The organism is Paenibacillus sp. lzh-N1, from assembly GCF_002872435.1.
Taxonomy (GTDB): Bacteria; Bacillota; Bacilli; order Paenibacillales; family Paenibacillaceae; genus Paenibacillus; species Paenibacillus polymyxa_C.
Genome location: NZ_CP025696.1, coordinates 1777847 through 1796579, shown reverse-complemented (window position 1 = coordinate 1796579; position 18733 = coordinate 1777847). Strand labels below are relative to the sequence as shown.

Sequence of the window (18733 nt, the reverse complement as noted above, 5' to 3'; positions counted from 1 at the left end):
GCCATCCCTTATAGGATGGCTCTCTCTAATTAAACGATCGTTTCCCGTAATTATAAACACTTCATCATGATGTTTGAAACGGTCTGTTGTTGATTCCCCCAATCATAATCGGAGTTATCCAGTATAAAGGATTGAAAAGGAAGTTGCTCAATAATGTGCAATTCTAGCTCTCGTCGATACTCAAGGAACTGAATATATCCTTCGTACCCGTGCAGCCCCTTATTCTTTCCATAATCCTGCTCTGTATGGTACCGAATCACAAAATCCAGCCACTCTGGAGACCTCATCGTTTTCACTCGCTCAATCGCCTCACGGACACTAGGTTGCCTTCAACGATAACCAATTTCGTTTTCGTAGCTGGTAAATTCGTCATAGTATCACGTCCTTATGAATTAAAAATCCTCTGACGAGCAATAAAAAAGCATTGGGTCTTGAGGACTGACCCAATGCTTTTATCGATGAACTATAATTATTTAATTATTACGTATTCCAGGTTAACCAGTTTTGCATAAGTAACAATTTGGTCTGTGGTTAGATTCAAGGAAACCACGGTATGGTGACCGCCACCGTTCTCAATCCATGCTTTAACTCCATCTTGGAAGTTTGGCTTCACGTTCCACAGTACACGGGCCACTGGAAGTTTTGGAGCAGGAACTGTTGGTTCAAATGCAGTAACCTCGTTGATCAGCAGTTTATAATGGGTGCCAAAGTCAGCCATGGAAACAACTACACCGTCTCCTGCCTTACCGTCAAATACCAGACGGGCTGGATCTTCGCGATCGCCGATACCTAACGGAGACACGATGATTTTAGGCTTGTTGCTTGCCAACGTTGGGTCAACTTCAAGCATATGGGATTGAAGGATCGATTCCTGACCCGCTGCTAATTCATAGGTGTAGTCTTCCATAAAGCCAGTGGATTGGTTATGGCTCATGACTTTAAGCAGACGATCGAGCGCTGCAGTCTTCCAGTCTCCTTCACCCGCGAAGCCGTATCCTTGTGCCATCAGACGTTGAACGGCAAGACCAGGAAGCTGTTTCATACCATAGAGGTCTTCAAAGTTTGTTGTGAAGGCAGTATAGCCGCCATCATCCAGGAATCGCTTAATAGCAATTTCATAGCTTGCTTGCACTCTTACGCTGGATTCCCAAGCTTCCTTGCTGTAAGTACCATAATCAAATTCATAGAGTTCGGAGTATTCCGCGAACAAAGCATCAATTTCTTCTTCCTTCACAGCATTGACGTACTGAACAAGGTCGCCAATTCCGAAATAGTCAACGGTCCATCCAAATTGAATTTGGGCTTCGACCTTATCACCTTCCGTAACACCAACGTTACGCATGTTGTCGCCGAAACGGGCAACTTTGATATTGAAGCTTTCGTTATAAGCAACCGCTACATCCATCCACTCTGCGATTTGCTTTTGCACTTCTGCACGTTCCCAGTAACCTACAACCACTTTATTCTGTTTCTTCAAGCGGGCGTTGATAAATCCATATTCACGATCACCATGAGCTGCCTGATTGAGGTTCATGAAGTCCATATCAATCGTAGCCCAAGGAATGCTTTCATTATACTGTGTAGCCAAATGAAGCAGCGGCTTTTGCAGCAATTTAGTACCACGAATCCACATTTTTGCAGGTGAGAAGGTATGCATCCACGTGATGACACCAGCAACCTCGTCGCGATAGTTGACTTCTTTCATAAGGCTGGTGATTTTGTCTGCACTAACTGCCAGATCCTGCAATACAAGCGGATAAGGCAGAACGCCGCTCTTATTTAGGGCATCGGTCATTTCTTGTGCGTGTGCTTTGACTTCTGCTAATGCTTCTTCTCCATACAGATGTTGTGAACCTACGACAAACCAGAACTGTTTTGTACCTACTGTTGACATAACATTCATCCTCTTTTCTTCATTTGTTAGTTTAGTTGGTCTTATTTTTGTCCGTAGTAAGCGTCTTTCCCATGTTTGCGCAAATAGTGTTTATCTAGAATACGCTGCGGCAATTCTTCAGCAAAATGATTCAATTCCCGTGCGAATAAGTTCATTTTCGAAACTTCTTCCAACACGACGCTATTCATAACTGCGGATTTCGCATCTTTCCCCCAAGTGAAGGGAGCGTGACCCTTAAGCAGGACACCCGGCACTGCTAAAATATCCAGCCCGCGCTGCTCAAAAGTTTCGATGATGACACGGCCGGTTTCGGCTTCGTAGCCACGATCAATCTCCTCTTGTGTCAGGAAACGAGCACAGGGAACAGAACCATAGAAGGTGTCTGCATGAGTAGTCCCCATTACAGGTACATCCAGGCCTGCTTGAGCCCAAATCGTCGCCCAAGTCGAATGCGTATGCACAATACCGCCGATCTCTGCGTAGTGCTTGTAAAGTACGGCATGAGTCGGTGTATCCGATGAAGGTCTCATCTCTCCTTCAACAACATTGCCGTCAAAATCAACAACTACCATATCGCTAGGTTTCATCGTGTCATAACTAACACCACTCGGTTTGATAACGAATAAGCCACGCTCACGATCAACCGCGCTTACGTTACCCCAGGTGTATTTCACGAGTCCATGTTTAGGCAAATCCAGATTGGCTTGATATACTTCTTCTTTCAGCTGCTCTAACACGTCAATTCCTCCAGTTTTCCACTAGATTATCTACAGCAGCCTGCTCAATCGCCAGGCCTTGTGTGTACCGTTCTAGGAATGTTTCGAATCCCTTAACATCGGAACGGTCAGGATGAATTTCTTGTCCCTCAACATCTCTGAATACTTTTTGGTCGAGGAAGTCTTCCAGACTTTCTTGTTGATCCTTGTTCATCATGTAAGAAGCCAGAATAGCCATACCCCACGCTCCGCCTTCTCCAGCTGTTGCCATCACGGATACCGGAACATCCATGGCTGCCGCAACAATCTTTTGTCCGACGATAGGGGTTTTAAATAGACCACCGTGAGCTAGAATGCTGTCAATTGCGACGTTTTCTTTCTTTGTCAGAATATCCATCCCGATTTTCAGAGCAGCAAACGCAGTGAACAGATGAGTGCGCATGAAATTGGCCAAATTGAAACGGCTCTCAGGGGAGCGGACAAACAATGGCCGACCTTTGTCTATTCCGGTGATATTCTCTCCTGACAAATAGCCGTAGCTAAGTAAGCCGCCGCCATCTGGGTCTGCTTCCAAAGCCTTGTTCAGCAACACACTGAATAATTGATTCGGGTCTGCCTTTTGCCCCATGGCCTCATAAAATTCACGGAACAAGCCCAGCCAAGCATTGAGATCACTTGAACAGTTGTTGGCATGAACCATTCCGACCGGATTACCATTCGGTGTGGTCACCAGATCAATTTCCGGATATACCGCTGAAAGGTCCTTCTCTAATACAATCATCGCAAAAACCGAGGTTCCCACAGACACGTTGCCAGTACGTTTTCTCACACTATTCGTAGCGACCATTCCTGTTCCCGCATCACCTTCTGGAGGACAAAGCGGAATACCTGGTTGTAAATCGCCAGATTTATCTAAGATTTTGGCTCCCGTTGCGGTTAGTACACCTGCCTGCTCGCCCGAGATATGAACTTTAGGAATAATGTCTTGTAACTTCCAATCGTAACCTTTGGCTGCAATGAGTTCATCAAACTGCTTAACCATCGACTCGTTATAATCATGTGTAGTCTCATCAATTGGGAAGATACCCGAAGCGTCTCCGATACCAATTGCTTTGTTGCCAGTCAGCAGCCAGTGGATATATCCAGCCAACGTCGTCATAAAATCAATATGAGGAACATGTTGCTCTTCGTTCAATATCGCTTGATACAAGTGAGCAATACTCCATCGCTCAGGAATGTTGAATTGGAATTTATCAGTTAAAGCTTTTGCTGCAGCCCCGGTTGTCGCATTCCGCCAAGTCCGGAACGGAACAAGCAACTCACCCTTGCTGTCAAAAGCCATATATCCGTGCATCATTGCAGAGAATCCTATAGAACCAACCGTATGAAGGGTGACTCCATATTTTTGTTCAACCTCTTGTTTCATTTCACTATAAGCCTCTTGCAGACCCGTAATGATAGTCTCTAAGTTGTACGTCCAATATCCGTCTACCAAGAGGTTTTCCCACTCATAGCTTCCAGATGCGATTGTTTCAAAACGATGATCAATCAGCACTGCCTTGATACGTGTGGATCCAAATTCGATACCAAGTGAGGTTTCTCCCTTAGTAATCGCTTGTTTAATGTCTTGATCCATGCTCACGTTACTCCTCTCTCTGAACAACTGTTATAACTGCAATAATGAAAGAAGGCGCTTTCTTTTGTTTACAGCCTTAGTATATTTTTTGTGCGTACATTTGTCAACACAAAAACATATTTATGCCTACAAATAGTATGATAAACCGAGCATTTTTCTATTTTATCTTTAGTGTTTATACAGATAGGACAATAGATTATAATAAACTCATAATTATGCTAAAATATGTACATACAAATATTATGGATACATCAATTAGTATTAGAACAACTTGGAAAGAAGGAATAAAGTGAAACCAAAGTATCAGGTTATCCTTGAGGATATAAAAAGCAACATTCTTTCAGGAGCATACAGCGTAGGAGAACAAATTCCAACGGAATTGGCTTTGCAGGATAAGTATAAAGTTAGTCGCCAGACGGTTCGCAAGGCTATTTTAGAACTATCCAACGAAGGTTTTTTAAGAAGTGAAAAGGGATCTGGCACCTATGTCAGCAACCAATTCCGATCAAAAACCGGTGGGAATTCCAGTAATAAAACCATTGGAGTCATCACGACTTACATCTCTGATTACATCTTTCCCTCTATTATTCGCGGGATTGAAGCCAGATTAAATGAAGATAATTATTCATTACTATTAGCGAGCACCAATAATGATGTCGCACAGGAAAAGAAAGCTTTGGAGATGATGTTGTCCTTTGGTGTAGACGGTTTGATCATTGAGCCTACAAAGAGCAATCTATATAATCCCAATATCGCTTACTACCTGACGTTCAAGGAACAGGATGTTCCATTCATCATGATTAATGCTTATTATGAAGAGTTGGAGGTTCCCTTCTTTTGCCTCGATGACGTACAATCCAGCTATCTGGCAACCAAAGAATTGATCGCTAACGGACACACACAGATTGGCATCATTGCCAAAATGGACGATTTACAAGGAAAGTATCGAATGAAGGGCTATATCAAAGCGCTTGGAGAAGCCAAATTACGGTTTCACCCAGAGCAAGTGCTCTCATTCTATACAGAGACAAAGCAGGACCTATCCACCAACTTGAAGAAATTCCTGACCGAACAAAGAGACGATTTAACCGCAATTGTCTGCTATAACGACGAGGTCGGATTAGAAGTTGTACATGTATGCAGACAACTTGGAATATCCGTTCCCGAAGATTTGTCCATTATTGGTCAAGATAATTCCTATATTTCCAAAAATGCGAACATCAAACTCACGACATTGACACACCCACAGGAACAAATGGGCCGTGATGCCGCCGATTGGGTAATTAAGAAACTGCAAGGAAAAAAGGATCTAAGCAACAACACCTATTACCAGCCCGTGTTAATCGAAGGAGAGACAGTAAAGAAGAAACTGAATTGAAGGGGTTCATAGCCCCTTTAAACCTAGTGCCTAATTGTCATATGACACTTTGGAGTGATTTGGTATGGTGGGTGACGAAATGTAACTTGTTGGTATGACAAATCCTTTGCCATACTTGGTTTTGCCGGACGATAAGGCAAAAATACATTTCAAGGAGAAACCATTCATGGAAAAAATGATTTACACCATTCTCGCGGTTCTACTATTATCTACTACGATAACTACCGCATGTATGGCACCCAACGGCGCGTCAGTTGCCGCACCCGTTAACATACCAGTTGCATCTGAAAAGGCTAGCTTGGAGGGGCCGCGAGATGCCAAGGAACTAGAAGCTTTTGCAGATGGTGTTTTTGCGGACAAAATGAAAAAGTTTAATACCGTTGGTTCTAATTTTGTGGTCGTCGCAGGTGGGAAAGTGATACTAAGCAAAGGTTACGGGTATGCCGACAAAGGCAAAAAAATCCCTGTTGATAAAAATACCGTTTTTCAAATCGGCTCTGTTACAAAGTCATTCACTGCATTGGCAGCTATGCAGTTGGTTGATAAAGGAAAAATGGATTTAAAACACGATATCCAAGAGTATTTAGGAGGAATAAAGGTTCCGAATAAAACAGGAAAAAAACTGACGATGTTTGATCTACTTACATATTCAAGTGGATTTGATGAACCAGATATTCTCATGGAGATGCATCCAGAATACGCGGACAAATATTTCCCAATGAAGAAGTACATTGCATCAAATATGCCAACTGTGGTCAGGCCTCCAGGAGAAGCGTACACTTATGACAATTTTGGTTTCATGCTAGCGGGATATGCAGTAGCAAACGTAACGGGTATGTCATATTCCAAATATATGGAAAAGAATATTTTCAAACCGTTAGGCATGAATTCGACGAGTGTGCGGTTTACACCCCAATTGTTAAGCAGAATGGCTGCTCACTATGGACCAACAGGTGAACTGATTCCCTTGGACGGGTTTAAACCAACGGAAAAACCTGAAGGCGGTATCGTCTCAACCGCAGATGACATGGCAAAGTACCTCATTATGCACCTGAACAAAGGCAAGTACAAAGGTAAAGAAGTGGTGAGTCCAAAGAGCATAGAGCAAATGCACACATACCAATTATTCCCTGACAAGGAGTTCCCGGTTACAACAATTGGATTCGAAGGCTACTTCAAAGAGAAGATGAATAATCAGCATGTGATTCTAAAAGGAGGGAATGTTACAGGGCATTCTTCCTTGATTGTTATTCTGCCCGAGAAGAATACAGCGATGTACATGTCCTACAATAACGACTCCATGATGAGTCTTGACGTATATGAAGAATTTATGAATCATTATTATCCGAGAAAATCAGAGGTTCCAAAGTCAACCTACGCGACATTAAGTAAGCAGCAGGCCCAAGACTACGTGGGATTATACCAAAACACGCGTATCGCTGCCTTAAGGACGAAGGTTTCGTATTCGGACGGGAAATTAATAATGGAGACAGGAACATCAGGCAAACATACACTAAAAATGATCCACCCTTTATTATTTGAAGATGAATCAGGTAATAAATTGACGTTTAATAAAAATGAAGCAGGCCATATTGCATATTTGTATTACATGCAGCTCCCAGACCTCGTTGCTTATGCGCAAAAAGTAAACATTGATTCACCATTTTCTGATGTACCTGCGGATAGTAAATATATTTCATATATAAACAACCTTAATGCTTTGGAAGTCATGAGCGGAAAGTCAGCCAACCTCTTCGATCCGAAAGGAACGATGACTCAGGGAGAATTCTCAGAAGTGCTACTGCGCGCCCACGGGTGGTATAAACAACCTTTCATGATTGAACCGAATAAGAAGCAGATGATGGCCGGACTACGTAATTATCAGCCTAATTCTCCTATCACTAGACAAATGGCGGCGGTAATGATCCAGAACCTGAAACAGGTTGAGCCTGGAATTAAGGTTAAATTGAGTGGCGAAACGGATGCTTGGGCAGTTAAAGCAGTCACAGCTTTGGTTTCCCAAGGTATCATGGACCCGAATACCAAGATCAATGTAGACGGCTCCATAGACTTCCGCTCCAAACAGCTTTTGAAGCGTCAAGAAGCCAGTGCCTTGTTGGATCAAGCATTTAATTACTATACGTTGCCAATCAGTCACTAATTCAAAAGATTAAATAGAAAAAGTAAAATAATACTCCTAATATACAAAAACGCTACTGACAACGGAACATCAGTAGCGTTTTACATTTTTCGGATTCCTCGTAAATCTGATTTCGGAATGTTCAGGCTCTGCCACGCCATAATTAAATCAAAGGTGAGTCGCAGGTGCCGATCATCTTTTAACCAACATATAGTGAGGGGGAAAATAATGAAAAGCCAAATGAGAAATATTACGGTTGACGGTTATGCATTCGTTTATTGGTATACAGGCGGGTCTAGCTTCATCTTAAACCTATCTCCGAAAGAAAATAAAAACATCAAGATTACGTTAATCTTCCAGGCAGACCCTCCTGAAGAAGAGCCTCACACTTCTTGGTCCTTTTATGACATTTCAGCACAAATTAATGGAATGGAAACTGTCATTCATCTGGGTAAACCCAAGCATATCGCTGAAATCATCTCTTACTTGATGGCAAAACGACAAGAGCTTTGGATTCAGGGGAGACCTCAAGTTCTGGATCATGCCTGGGATTTACTAAAAGAAATGGGTTATTGCGAGTTCAAGCCAATCTGGATTAGACAGTGGTAGTCGTAATGGTTTGTGGACTAGCCCCCTCTGACCACCCAAAGGGAGCTTAAAGCCCACAGGTTAACGATTATTCGTTATTCGGCGTGGTCGGACTAGCCGAGGGCATCAAGCCTTTAACGGCACTGAGAAATGGGCGAATGGACTTGATCATACCGTAGCCCATCTTCACAACCGGGACAAATTTCTGGATCATACCGAACAGCCGTAAGCCGCCGCCGAGCATACCTCCAAGCCCTCCTGCGCCCGCAGTTGCACCGCCAAGTCCACCAAGTCCGCCGAACAGCGAGCCCATCATCGGTAGGAATGCCGACACCTTGGCATCCGGCTTGCGGGAGCGCGAACGGCCAGATGGTTTGCGTGCGCCGCTTCTCCGGTTGCCGAGACGGACGCCTGGGGCATGCGCACCAGCTCTGCGTTTGAGAGATCGGGAATCTTGCTTCCCGGAAGAAGCACGTGGGGGAGCTCCAGCACTCGCAAGTACCAACCCGCCACGATTAACGTCAGTGATGTAGCCGACGTAAGTCTCTCCGTTGTGCAGGGTGACACAGACCGGACGGCCTTGAAACTTCTTAGCCCGTGCACGCATCTCTTTGGATTGTGCCATGGAAGTTCACCTCGCTCACTGATTATAATTCAGTTTACGCCAGGGGCGGGCTGCCTGCTTGTGCGAATGGGGCATACGCACGCCGAAAATCGTTTGATGGGCTCACCGCCGTTCAAGTCCTCCTAAAGGTCCCCACGCTATATCAAGAGAATTGCCAAAAACCTGCTACTGGATGTTGTATCTCAGTCGTCCCCATTTTGGCGAAAATATATAGTGATCCAAAACCAAAAGGATAATTGTAATCCTCCTGAAGCAACGTTTCGGGATAGCCATCTTCATCTACCTGAAATAAAAAAGAGAGTGATTCCTCCTTCAGCTTCGTAAAATAATAGTCTTCATTTTGAATAAGTCTCGGGTTTCCGCCTACTTTGATTAAAAAAGACTGATCCATCGATTTTTCGTCATGGCTTAGTTCCCCGTTTGAAATTGCATGCTTTATAAGACCTGGGTTAGTAAACATATCTTTGACGCTTTCAGTCGAAATGGGATGCTCAATCACCTTGATCGAGCAATTAGGATAAATGTTATTTTCCAAATACTCCTCATAGTCTTCAGGGATGAAGACCGAAATCATACTCTCAGGTTTAAAGGGATGGACGAGACTCAAGTAAAAAACATATTTTGGGTTACCTTCGTGAATGAGGTCTTCTTGATCATCAAAAAATTCAGGTGCATTCCCACCGATCCAGCCTGCACTATGTTCGTTCAATAGGGCCGATCCCGCATAATAAAGAATACAATTTGTTCTCTCAACTAAAATATTCTTTTGGTTTTCATTAGGCATTTTACAACTCTCCCTCAAGAAACTTAACGAGGTGCTTAAATGCGAATACCCTTACTCTGCCGCTTCCGCCAGCCATGCTTGCATAGCCGGAGACTCCGCCCGATTCAAACGCAGGGCGATTTCGGTATTGATCTCATCTGGCGGCATGACCTCAACAAGGACGCATACAGACTCTCGCGGTTGATTCAAGGCAAATAATGCCTTCATCATCGAGCCTTTTCATCGCTAGCTCCATGGCCTTCAGCCTCGAATCAAATTCACGATTCCATTCGTCAGCTTCAAGTTCCGCAATGGAAGGACGCTCTATAAACAATTGTTTAACATCATCGAAGTTCTCATCTCTAAAACAACAATAAGGTGAATCGGCATAGGACCATTTGATGAGTTCCGCAATCGTTGATTCCGGTGTGTCGCTTTCTTCTCCTTGCCTGGCCGCTTCTCTCTCCAAGGCCTCCCATGACCAGGCGGAGATGCTTGGCGCATGTCCCTCTCCAGTCGTAAATAGCGTGCAGTAATAGTAACGTTCGCCATTTTCAAACAGAGTGCGAAAGGACGTCCTAGCCACATCGGCAATCTCTGCCGTCAGCGCCTCTATCTCTTGCGTCGGTTTCATGACATTCGCCCCTTAGCCCCATAAAATATATATCTTATTTCCATTATAAAAATTGTTTGTCCTAAATCTACCTACTTCTTGCCTGAATCCTGGAAATAAGCGCTTAAAAACAGAGTTGGAGAAAAAAATGAAAAAGGGGCTGGCACAACCAGCCTCTCTCCTTTAATATTCTCGTCAATCTATATATCCTGCTTGAGCTAAATCTCTTTCCACTTCTCCTTCAAAGCTTTCAAATCTTCTACGAAGAACCTAAGTAGATTGGGTCGTCTTCTTACTGCAAGCGGGTGATAGGTGAAACTGATGGGCGTACCCTGTAACTCATACCAGCTGCCTCGTAACTCCTTGACACTGGCACCCTCCTTATTAGAGAATATGGCTTCCACTACGACATTACCAAATCGAAATAATACAAGCGGCTGCTTCTGAAAGAGCTGCAACTGTAGATGAGGGAGACACGCGGCTCTAGCCTCGGGTTTATTATAGGCACGCATCGGTCGGCATTTTAGCAAATAGGTGACATAAACATCATTCGTCTATCCCAGCCTCTCTCATGCCGTATTGTAGTGTTTCTCGGGTACCGCATAAAAACGAATTTCCTTCCCGATCCTCCCGGGCTCCGGGATTATCCAGAATCATCATAAGTGGAGCTTTCGGATTTCCTTCACCCCAGATGACACGATTCCGCTGCTTGGATAGCTCGCAAATTTCACAATGCTCTATACCATCGGGTGCTTGTTCTTCAGGTAAAATTACATAAGGATGATCCATTTCCTTGTCGTGTAGCTCCTTCCTTTCACACACAATGAATCTATTATGCCCACCTCAAGCAAAAACTTGCCTAAGGTTCAGCATAACGGGTCCATCGGAAAAAGTAAGGGCACCTAAACTGGATCAAAAGAAGCGTAAAAAAAAATCGCGTCCTCCAGAGGAGAACGCGATATAAACCAGCTTAACTCCGTATTTCAACATCGTCATTTAAGCTTTCGGGCAACCACCGCTAACCGACCGTTTTCGGTCGAGTACTCACACGTAGACAGTACAATAAGCTTGTCACCATAACGGGGGGTTACACCCGTTTCGTAAAGAGCAAGTTTTTGGATGTTCTGAACATACGAATCGAACTCGGCCGGCGTACTTACTTTCTCAATCTGGTAGTATTTAAATACATCATCCGATTTGCGATAAACCTGTGACAGAATAACGGCAACAACCTCATACTCTTCCTTTTCATAAAGTGTACTGAACTGGAACGTAGCATGCTCCTTATAGAAGCTTTCTTGCTTATACTTCATCAAATCTTTGAACATCCAGCCGTTTTTCATATGATGTCCGTGAATCAGTAAAATATCGGAACCGTTGATCCGGCTGTGCTCGTCCAAAAAGGGGAGACCGAGTTTGCTCTTCTTTTTATCGAAATCATGATCGAGATAGTACTGCTCATCTTGTGGATTCTGCATAACCGGGTACTCAATTCGGGTGCCGTTAATCTTCAGCCAACCGACGATGTCCGGGTTTCTCTCGTAAAGCTCTCGAAATTCGGGGAGCATGACCGGCTCATTCGCTTTCGTAATCAAAGGGGAGGGGATCGCCTCCCCTCCTCCTTTGTCCGATTGTTCCTCCCAAACTTTTGCTAACTCTTCGATTTTCACTTGATCGGCATAACCCCACAGGAAAATTCTCGCTATATTGGCGAGAGAGAATACCAATACAAGGAAGGAAACGGCGATAAGAACTTTTTTAGTTTTACTCATTTTCTTACCGCCTTTCCGGTTACTGAATATGCTTTTTCTTCTTGCCGCTGTGTAAACAGAATCCAATCGTAATCAAGGATATCAGCGCCAAAACCATATAGAAGATTGGCGATGGACTGCTATCCCCTGTTTTCGGAGCATCGTCCAGCTCGTAATCGCCATTGGCGACTTCATTGTCGACGCTACCGCTTGCGTTGTTGCCTTTGTTGCCTTTGTTGATTTCGTTGTTCACGTTGCCTGCTCCGTTGTCGACGTTGCTTGCTCCACCGTTAACGTTGCTTGCTCCGTTGTTCACGTTGCTTGCTCCGTTGTCGACGTTGCTTGCTCCGTTGTTCACGTTGCTTGTTCCGTTGTTCACGTTGCTCGCTCCGTTGTTCACGTTGCTCGCTCCGTTGTTCACGTTGCTCGCTCCGTTGTTCACGTTGCCCGCTCCGTTGTTCACGTTGCTTGCCCCGTTGTTCACGTTGCCTGCTCCGTCGTCGCTGTTATCGGTACCGCTACTGCCACTGCCGGACCCAGTTCCGCCGCCACTGCCGCCGCTATTGCCGCCACCACCGCCGCCGGAACTTATCGGCTTCAACTGTATATCGTGGCGTACGATGTCGCTTCCGACCGAGATAGTTGGGCTTGTATACGCATCATACCCGGCTTTGGTTACAACCAGGTAGTAATCCGTGTTCGGGAATACCATGTATGCATATGCGCCGTTTGCGTCACTGTTCTGACTTGGGCTGGCGTTATCATTCGGTGCAAAGCCCGGAATCGCTGGCAGCGTTACTTTCGTGCCCGGCACGATGCCGCTCGCTGTGTTTCCTGGCGTATCAGCATAATATAGCGTCACTTCAGCGCCTTCAATCACCATGCCGGTTGTTGCATCCGTAATGATGCCATACGGGTCAACGAGCCCCTGGGAAATATTCAATTCCCCGTTGGCCTTCACATCCAGATCCGCTTGAAGGACCGTTAATTCTTGACCTGGCGCCACTTCGTAGCGCACTTCCATTTTGTAAGTCTTCGCGGCTAAACCGTCCGCTGAGAAGACGCCGTTCGACTCTAGGTTGAACGCTTTGGGAGCGCCATTCTTATCCACTACATACTGGTTGCTGGCATCCCGCAAGTAGATGTGCATCTTGCCAGCGAGCTTGCTGTCCAGCAGCGAAGTCTGCCCTTCAGGCTGCTTCAGAAGCACAATACCTACCGCCGTAATATCAGCCGGAACGGTCTCGTCCGTCACACTGCTGTCCACATTTGCTTTTTGCGTGAACTCGACAGGCACATCCTTTCCGCCTACCGGATACCACTTCGTAAATGTGATCGTGTAGTCGGTAGCTGCCTCGGCAATGACCGAATACTCACCCTTCTCATTCGTCTGAATCGTCTGCTTCTCGCCTGTCTTCAGATTGGTCACTGTGATGGACGCATTCGGAATGACTTCTCTTGTGTTGTTGTCACGGAGCACGCCTTCCAGAACTGGAAGCTGGCGGGTATTCACAAAGCGTGCTTCAGCCGCGCTTTTCACCGGAATGGTACCCGTGCGAATGAGACTAGCAGGATCTGTCACATAGCCGTCGTCCGTGTAATTATCTTCGGTCACCGTATATTGGAGATACGTAGGAAGTCCTTCCACAATGAAGAGTTCCTCATCTTTAAGCTCAAAGGTATCCCCGCTTTTGATGGTGCCCTTACTGCCGTCCGACTTCTCATAGGAGTAGGAGCCGTTTGCTCCCTCGCCTGTGAAGGTGACCTTGTACTTGAACGCCTTCGTTTTGTTACCGCCATTACCTTGAACCTTGTTGCTGATTAGCAGGCTCCCCGTCATGACTCGCATGTTCTTGAATGGGGCAACTTCATCTTTACCCTTCATGACTCCGGTATAGTACCGCTCCTCAGGAGTAGTCATGTATTCATCGGTTGTGTAGTCTTTCTGGGTAACTGTGTAAGTTAGATTCTTAGGCAGGTCCAAAACATCCAGTGTCTCTCCATCCTTGAGCCGAAGGGTACCGCCGGACTTGATCGAACCTTTGTCGCCGTCCGACTTCACGTAAGAGTAGCTTTCATCCTTACCTGCACCCGCAAAGCTGACGGTGTATTCGAACTCTTTTGCCTTGTCGCCGCCGTTGCCCATGACCGTATTGCTGATGGTCAGCTTGTTGACAACCCGTTCATTAACAAAGTCCGCCTTGTGGTCGCCTTTATTCACAATTGTCCCGGACCATTCTCTCGTCTCCGGATCAGTCGTGTAGCCGTCAACGGTCGTATAATCGCCCTCGGTTACGGTATAAACCAGACCCGCAGGCAATATCGGCAGCATCGCAGTTTGTCCGTGCTTGAGGGTAATCTTGTCACCGCTTTTGATCTTGCCATACGTATTATCTGGCTTCTTATAGGTGTACTCTCCGTCCTTGCCTTCGCCGTTGAAGGTCACGGTGTACTCAAACTCTTTGTGCGGGTCGCTGCCGTTGCCTTCCACCTTATTGCTGATGGTCAGCTTGCCTTCGGCCGGTGTAGGAACGATCAGCGGATTGTTCGATTCCACCTTCTGTCCATCAACAAGGACAGGCTTGCCGGGCGCATCGATGACACGTACCCGGTATATCGTAGTCGTAGGCAAGTAAGTGAGGAGATCAATATATGTCTGTTTGAGCAAATAATCCCCTGGCACCTGAATAATGAAATTCGTTTTGCCGTCCGTGCCCGTCGTTTTTTCCACCATTACATTATTTTCTTTATCCCTAGCCGGTGTACCGTCAGGATTGAGCAACTGGAACTTTACATCCTTCAGCGGTGTTATACCGTCGGGACCGACTTTTTTAAGGAAGAGCAGGCCGTTTTCATTGGCACTTCCCGCTACATCGTTCGCGTCCAGCATAATACTGCTCTGCGCTCCGATCGGCGGAAGGGAATCATCGCCCATCAGCTTGATGGAATTCCCAGCTGTTCCCGGCTGCATGCCCTGGGATTCGGTCTGGTAAACGATCTGATAGAACTTGTTCGGATCGACAAAATCAAACCTAAGCGTCGATCCCCCGGTTGCCGGGTCTGTGCCTGCGGTGACTTTCACCTCACTATTCGGATCCGCAAGATTCAGCGGTCCTCCGTTACGCTCTAAAGTGCCATCCGGCTTCAACTTACCGGGATAGACAGCGATGTCGGAAGGTTCGAGGGATAGGCCACCCTCCGCATTTTGGCGCAGCTTCAGACCTTTGGCGAGAGTATCCAGCAGATAAACGCCCGGCTTCATCTCGAACGGAGGTGTGTAATTCACCGTCCATTCCTGTACACCAGAAACAGGCTTTTGCACCGTCTTGCTCAGAGACTGCACAGGTACAATGATTCTGTGAGCTTCGGTAGCACTATACGGCTTGTCTCCCCATTTCATGGAGAACATAGCCTGATTCTCCCCGGCGTTATTATTGCCTAGCTTGTAATTGGCAAGCGCGGCATTGGTTGGACGCGCCTTCACCAGAATGACGTAGGGACTCTCCAGCTTGGAGAAGGTGAAGGTTCCTTCATTGTCATCCTTGGTAAAGCTCACCACATGCTGAGGCGTACCCGGCGCAATGACTGAAACGGCCTGTGCATATCTACCACTTCCGCCTTTACCATCGGTTCTATAGCCGGTACCACCTTTATAAAGTCTATAAGCCTCGCCCGGAGCATAATCTACAAACTCCCAGCCTTCCGGCAATACATCCACCAGCTTGATGTCGCTGGCTACACGGGTGCCGCCATCCTTGGCCATCTCCTCCGTATTGAAGCCTGGCATGTTCACCGCCAGCCGGAAGGTGACCGTTCTATCCTTGCGGTCATAGCCTGCCAGGATATAATTGTCAGGACGGGAGTTGTCCATATACCAATTCGGGTCGCTGGCCACGGGCGTTCTTTTCCATATGCTGTCGCTCCATTGGCCTGAATAGTTTCGGTTCCAATCGGCTGCAACCCCCTCTAAACCCGCCGTGTTCGCATACAGCATCTCCTTGTTCAGCATCCGCACAAGGTTCGAGGTGTTGGCTTCGGCGCGACTCACATAATCGTCACCGTCGAAGAGCAGTCCCCGGTTGCTCCATGTGTTTCCAGCGTTATCCTGGCGGAACAGGTTATCCGGGTTGGTAGTGACAGACTCAAAGGAAACGCTCCCTGGTACATCTCCTTTGTACCCGGTCACTTTGATAAGGTCCGCCACCCGCTCGCCGTTCACCGTCAAGGGGATCACTTCACCGTTCAACCCATTGCTCACAGTCAGCGTATTGTCACGGTATTTTTGCCAAAGCTGCTTGGTGTCGATCTGGCTCTTGATTGCATCCAGAGTTGTCGACGTTACCTTAGGATTGGCATCCAGATTATTCAGTACATCGAGAGAATCGCCGTGAACCAGCAAATCATAGACGACTGGAGCATCCAGATTGTACTGCAGCGTCAAGTTTATCGTCCACTTGGTGCCTGCGACGTTGTGCAGCGCGGTGGTTGTGGTCGCACTTTTCGTGAAGGCATGTGCGCCAATTCTAACCTGTGCAGTGTCCACAACGGCAGCAGGAGCGACCCAGCCGGTTGCATCGTTGTTCTGGATGGCAGTTCCTCCATCCTTCACATCCAATTCCCAGTTTGCGCGCGCTTTGTAATCGAAGATTGACTTGCTGCTGTCTGTCACCTTCGTCACAACTGTCATATAGAGGGGCCCGTCCAGATTCCCGCCGATGGCGGTTCCGATCTCGTACTCCCCTGCGGCGTTACGGGTAATTGGGGTATCCGTACCGCTGTCCCCATTCTTATAGGTTGCGGAAACAAACTCCGTCCCGTCGGGCAGGACGTCTGTAATTTTAACGTTCTGCAAGCCGGTTCTGGACAGTACACCGTTATTGTTAATCCTTTTGTTGACCTCAACCGTCCACGTGATGAGCGTATCGTTTCCACTCTTGCCCGGCTTGCCGCTCGCCGCAATCCAGTTGGGGCGTATAGCAATCCGATGAGTATTTGATGAAGCCTTCACATCGGTAGCGTCACCCAAAAGCTTTGCGGTATTATCAATGCGGTTCCATCCATACTGATCAGCAAAATTGCCATTCTTTTCGTAGTAATAACTATTCTTAGGAATCCACGTTTTGAAAGTAATAGTCGCCGTGCTTTTGACGTTATCTACAGTGGATGCGTCTGGGAACTTATAGAAAAGTGTGCGATCAGCAGCATAATCAGGATCTGCCGCATTTCCATCCACAGTGAAGGACCCAGGCACATATACACCGACGTTCGCAAGCTCATCAGAGAAAGTCAACCCGTCCAGCCGCATGGGGATGGTCTTATCGTCCGTGTCAGTTGCAGTTACTACCGCTCGCCACGTAATGGTACCCTCTTGAAAAGAAGGGCTGTTAATCCCACTGTCATAGCCGCCGTTGCTTAAGGAGCTTACAGTAATGGTATACTCGGGCACCAAATCCGAGTTTTTAAACTTATAGCCATCTCCGAAAATGGTCGTATCCCCGCCACCGCCAGGGGTCTGATCTGCCGCTCTAGCAGCAGCGGAAAAGCCGATTTTGACGTCGCGTCTACTGCCGTCATATACCCCTGCGCCATCAAACGTAATTTTGATTGAATCGGCAAAAAACTGGACGGTAGCAATTTTCAGTCCGCCCTGATTGATTGGCATAGGAGCTGTAGGCGCCAAATTCACACCAGGGAAGTAGGTCGCCTTATCCAGGACGGCATAATCCCCCTGCTGAATCACACTTTCGGGCGGAGCATTGAGATCGTCGCCCTTGGTCGGCACAGCGATACTATCCAGTTCAAGGGTAAAATTCTCCCGGCCGTTAATCTCGCCCCCTGCCGGAACCACAGCTTCAGGGTTACCCTGCTTCACTGTAAGCTTGAACGTCGGATTGGCGTTCGCCAGCACCGCCGTTTTGTCCGTCAGATTTGCCGTCAACGCCGCGAAAGTGAGCAGCGGAGCGTACACCGCCTCAGTTGCCGACGACGGTTGGTCTGGCGCGCCGTACACCGCCTCAGATACCGAAGGCGATTCAGCCACATTCTGCGAGCCGGATTCGTCATCCGCATATGCAGCAGCAGGGAATACCACTGTCTGCAAGACAAGCAAAACTGCCAGGCAGAAAGATAGCATAGTTTTACCTAAACTGCTTTTTTGTTTCAATACGAAAATCTCCTCCATTTCTAAAATTTTTTTTGGAGCGGCCAGTAACTTTTTCCCTTCATCTTTGGTCATCTTCGCCGCTTACAACAGAAAGTTACCAAATTCGCCATATTTATATGGCGTGTCCGATCATTATAATATAGAGACCTAGACAAATTCTAAACAATTGCCAGACTTTAGACCCGATTTTATACAAGTCTAAGGAACTATACATAGTAAGCTAGACATGGATTCCTCCCTTCTTCATTTCTCATATTACCTCCCTCTGATGCTGCATCCACCAGTACTATGAGATTTTTAATAGACTGCGTATGGTAAGATTGACCATTCTTATTTATCGGATTTTTATTAATTAAAATTTAATATTTTTAAGTTCAAGGAACCTTTCATTGGCTAAAAGTAATACTCTTGACCTAAGAGTCCTCGTTCAAAAAATCTGTAAATAAAACATAAATATATTTATCAT

The 18733-nt window shown here is 46.3% G+C and carries 13 protein-coding genes and 1 pseudogene; 3 read left to right on the top strand and 11 right to left on the bottom strand.

All coding sequences use genetic code 11. The features are described 5' to 3' along the window. Positions 1 to 50: 50 nt before the first annotated feature. From C0638_RS08110 to C0638_RS08095, 4 genes are all read right to left on the bottom strand, one after another. The gene (locus C0638_RS08110; protein WP_058711386.1) at positions 51 to 296 is read right to left on the bottom strand and encodes a P-loop NTPase family protein; all 246 of its coding nucleotides are present in this window, start codon (positions 294 to 296) and stop codon (positions 51 to 53) included. Between the two features lie 173 nt (positions 297 to 469). Beyond that, entirely contained in the window at positions 470 to 1894 is a 1425-nt protein-coding gene (gene araA / locus C0638_RS08105) for an L-arabinose isomerase (RefSeq protein WP_058711385.1), read from the bottom strand. 41 nt (positions 1895 to 1935) lie between these two features. Further along, on the bottom strand, positions 1936 to 2631 hold the full coding sequence (locus C0638_RS08100) for an L-ribulose-5-phosphate 4-epimerase (RefSeq protein WP_058711384.1): 696 nt from the start codon (positions 2629 to 2631) through the stop codon (positions 1936 to 1938). A gap of 1 nt (position 2632) precedes the next feature. Then, the gene (locus C0638_RS08095; RefSeq protein ID WP_058711383.1) at positions 2633 to 4246 is read right to left on the bottom strand and encodes a xylulokinase; all 1614 of its coding nucleotides are present in this window, start codon (positions 4244 to 4246) and stop codon (positions 2633 to 2635) included. Between the two features lie 289 nt (positions 4247 to 4535). Between C0638_RS08095 and C0638_RS08090 the strand changes: the two genes are divergently transcribed. From C0638_RS08090 to C0638_RS08080, 3 genes are all read left to right on the top strand, one after another. After that, positions 4536 to 5624 carry a GntR family transcriptional regulator gene (locus C0638_RS08090; RefSeq protein ID WP_013373855.1) on the top strand — a complete coding sequence of 363 codons (1089 nt, stop codon included), beginning with the start codon at positions 4536 to 4538 and terminating at the stop codon, positions 5622 to 5624. A gap of 166 nt (positions 5625 to 5790) precedes the next feature. Continuing rightward, positions 5791 to 7785: a serine hydrolase domain-containing protein gene (locus C0638_RS08085; RefSeq protein WP_058711382.1), complete on the top strand. Its 1995-nt coding sequence runs from the start codon at positions 5791 to 5793 to the stop codon at positions 7783 to 7785. Positions 7786 to 7992: 207 nt separating this feature from the next. Continuing rightward, a complete protein-coding gene (locus C0638_RS08080) occupies positions 7993 to 8373 on the top strand; it encodes a hypothetical protein (protein WP_058711381.1) in 381 nt (126 codons plus the stop codon). Between the two features lie 67 nt (positions 8374 to 8440). On the opposite strand, the gene C0638_RS08075 is transcribed toward C0638_RS08080, so the two are convergent. The 7 genes and pseudogenes from C0638_RS08075 to C0638_RS08050 all read right to left on the bottom strand — a co-directional run bounded on the left by C0638_RS08075 (position 8441) and on the right by C0638_RS08050 (position 18267). Then, positions 8441 to 8977: a hypothetical protein gene (locus C0638_RS08075; RefSeq protein ID WP_058711380.1), complete on the bottom strand. Its 537-nt coding sequence runs from the start codon at positions 8975 to 8977 to the stop codon at positions 8441 to 8443. A gap of 142 nt (positions 8978 to 9119) precedes the next feature. After that, on the bottom strand, positions 9120 to 9761 hold the full coding sequence (locus tag C0638_RS08070) for a hypothetical protein (RefSeq protein WP_058711379.1): 642 nt from the start codon (positions 9759 to 9761) through the stop codon (positions 9120 to 9122). Positions 9762 to 9812: 51 nt separating this feature from the next. Beyond that, positions 9813 to 9950 (bottom strand): hypothetical protein, encoded by a 138-nt coding sequence (locus C0638_RS25980; protein WP_267893769.1) that lies wholly within the window; start codon positions 9948 to 9950, stop codon positions 9813 to 9815. Continuing rightward, positions 9913 to 10374, bottom strand: coding sequence for a DUF4303 domain-containing protein (locus C0638_RS08065; protein WP_267893768.1), 462 nt, complete (start codon positions 10372 to 10374; stop codon positions 9913 to 9915). Before C0638_RS08065 ends, C0638_RS25980 begins: the two co-directional genes overlap by 38 nt. A 197-nt stretch (positions 10375 to 10571) precedes the next feature. Further along, positions 10572 to 11142, bottom strand: a pseudogene (locus C0638_RS08060) (uracil-DNA glycosylase). A gap of 203 nt (positions 11143 to 11345) precedes the next feature. After that, positions 11346 to 12125, bottom strand: coding sequence for a class B sortase (locus C0638_RS08055; RefSeq protein ID WP_058711378.1), 780 nt, complete (start codon positions 12123 to 12125; stop codon positions 11346 to 11348). 19 nt (positions 12126 to 12144) lie between these two features. Continuing rightward, positions 12145 to 18267 (bottom strand): carboxypeptidase-like regulatory domain-containing protein, encoded by a 6123-nt coding sequence (locus C0638_RS08050; protein ID WP_233902297.1) that lies wholly within the window; start codon positions 18265 to 18267, stop codon positions 12145 to 12147. Between the last annotated feature and the right edge of the window lie 466 nt (positions 18268 to 18733).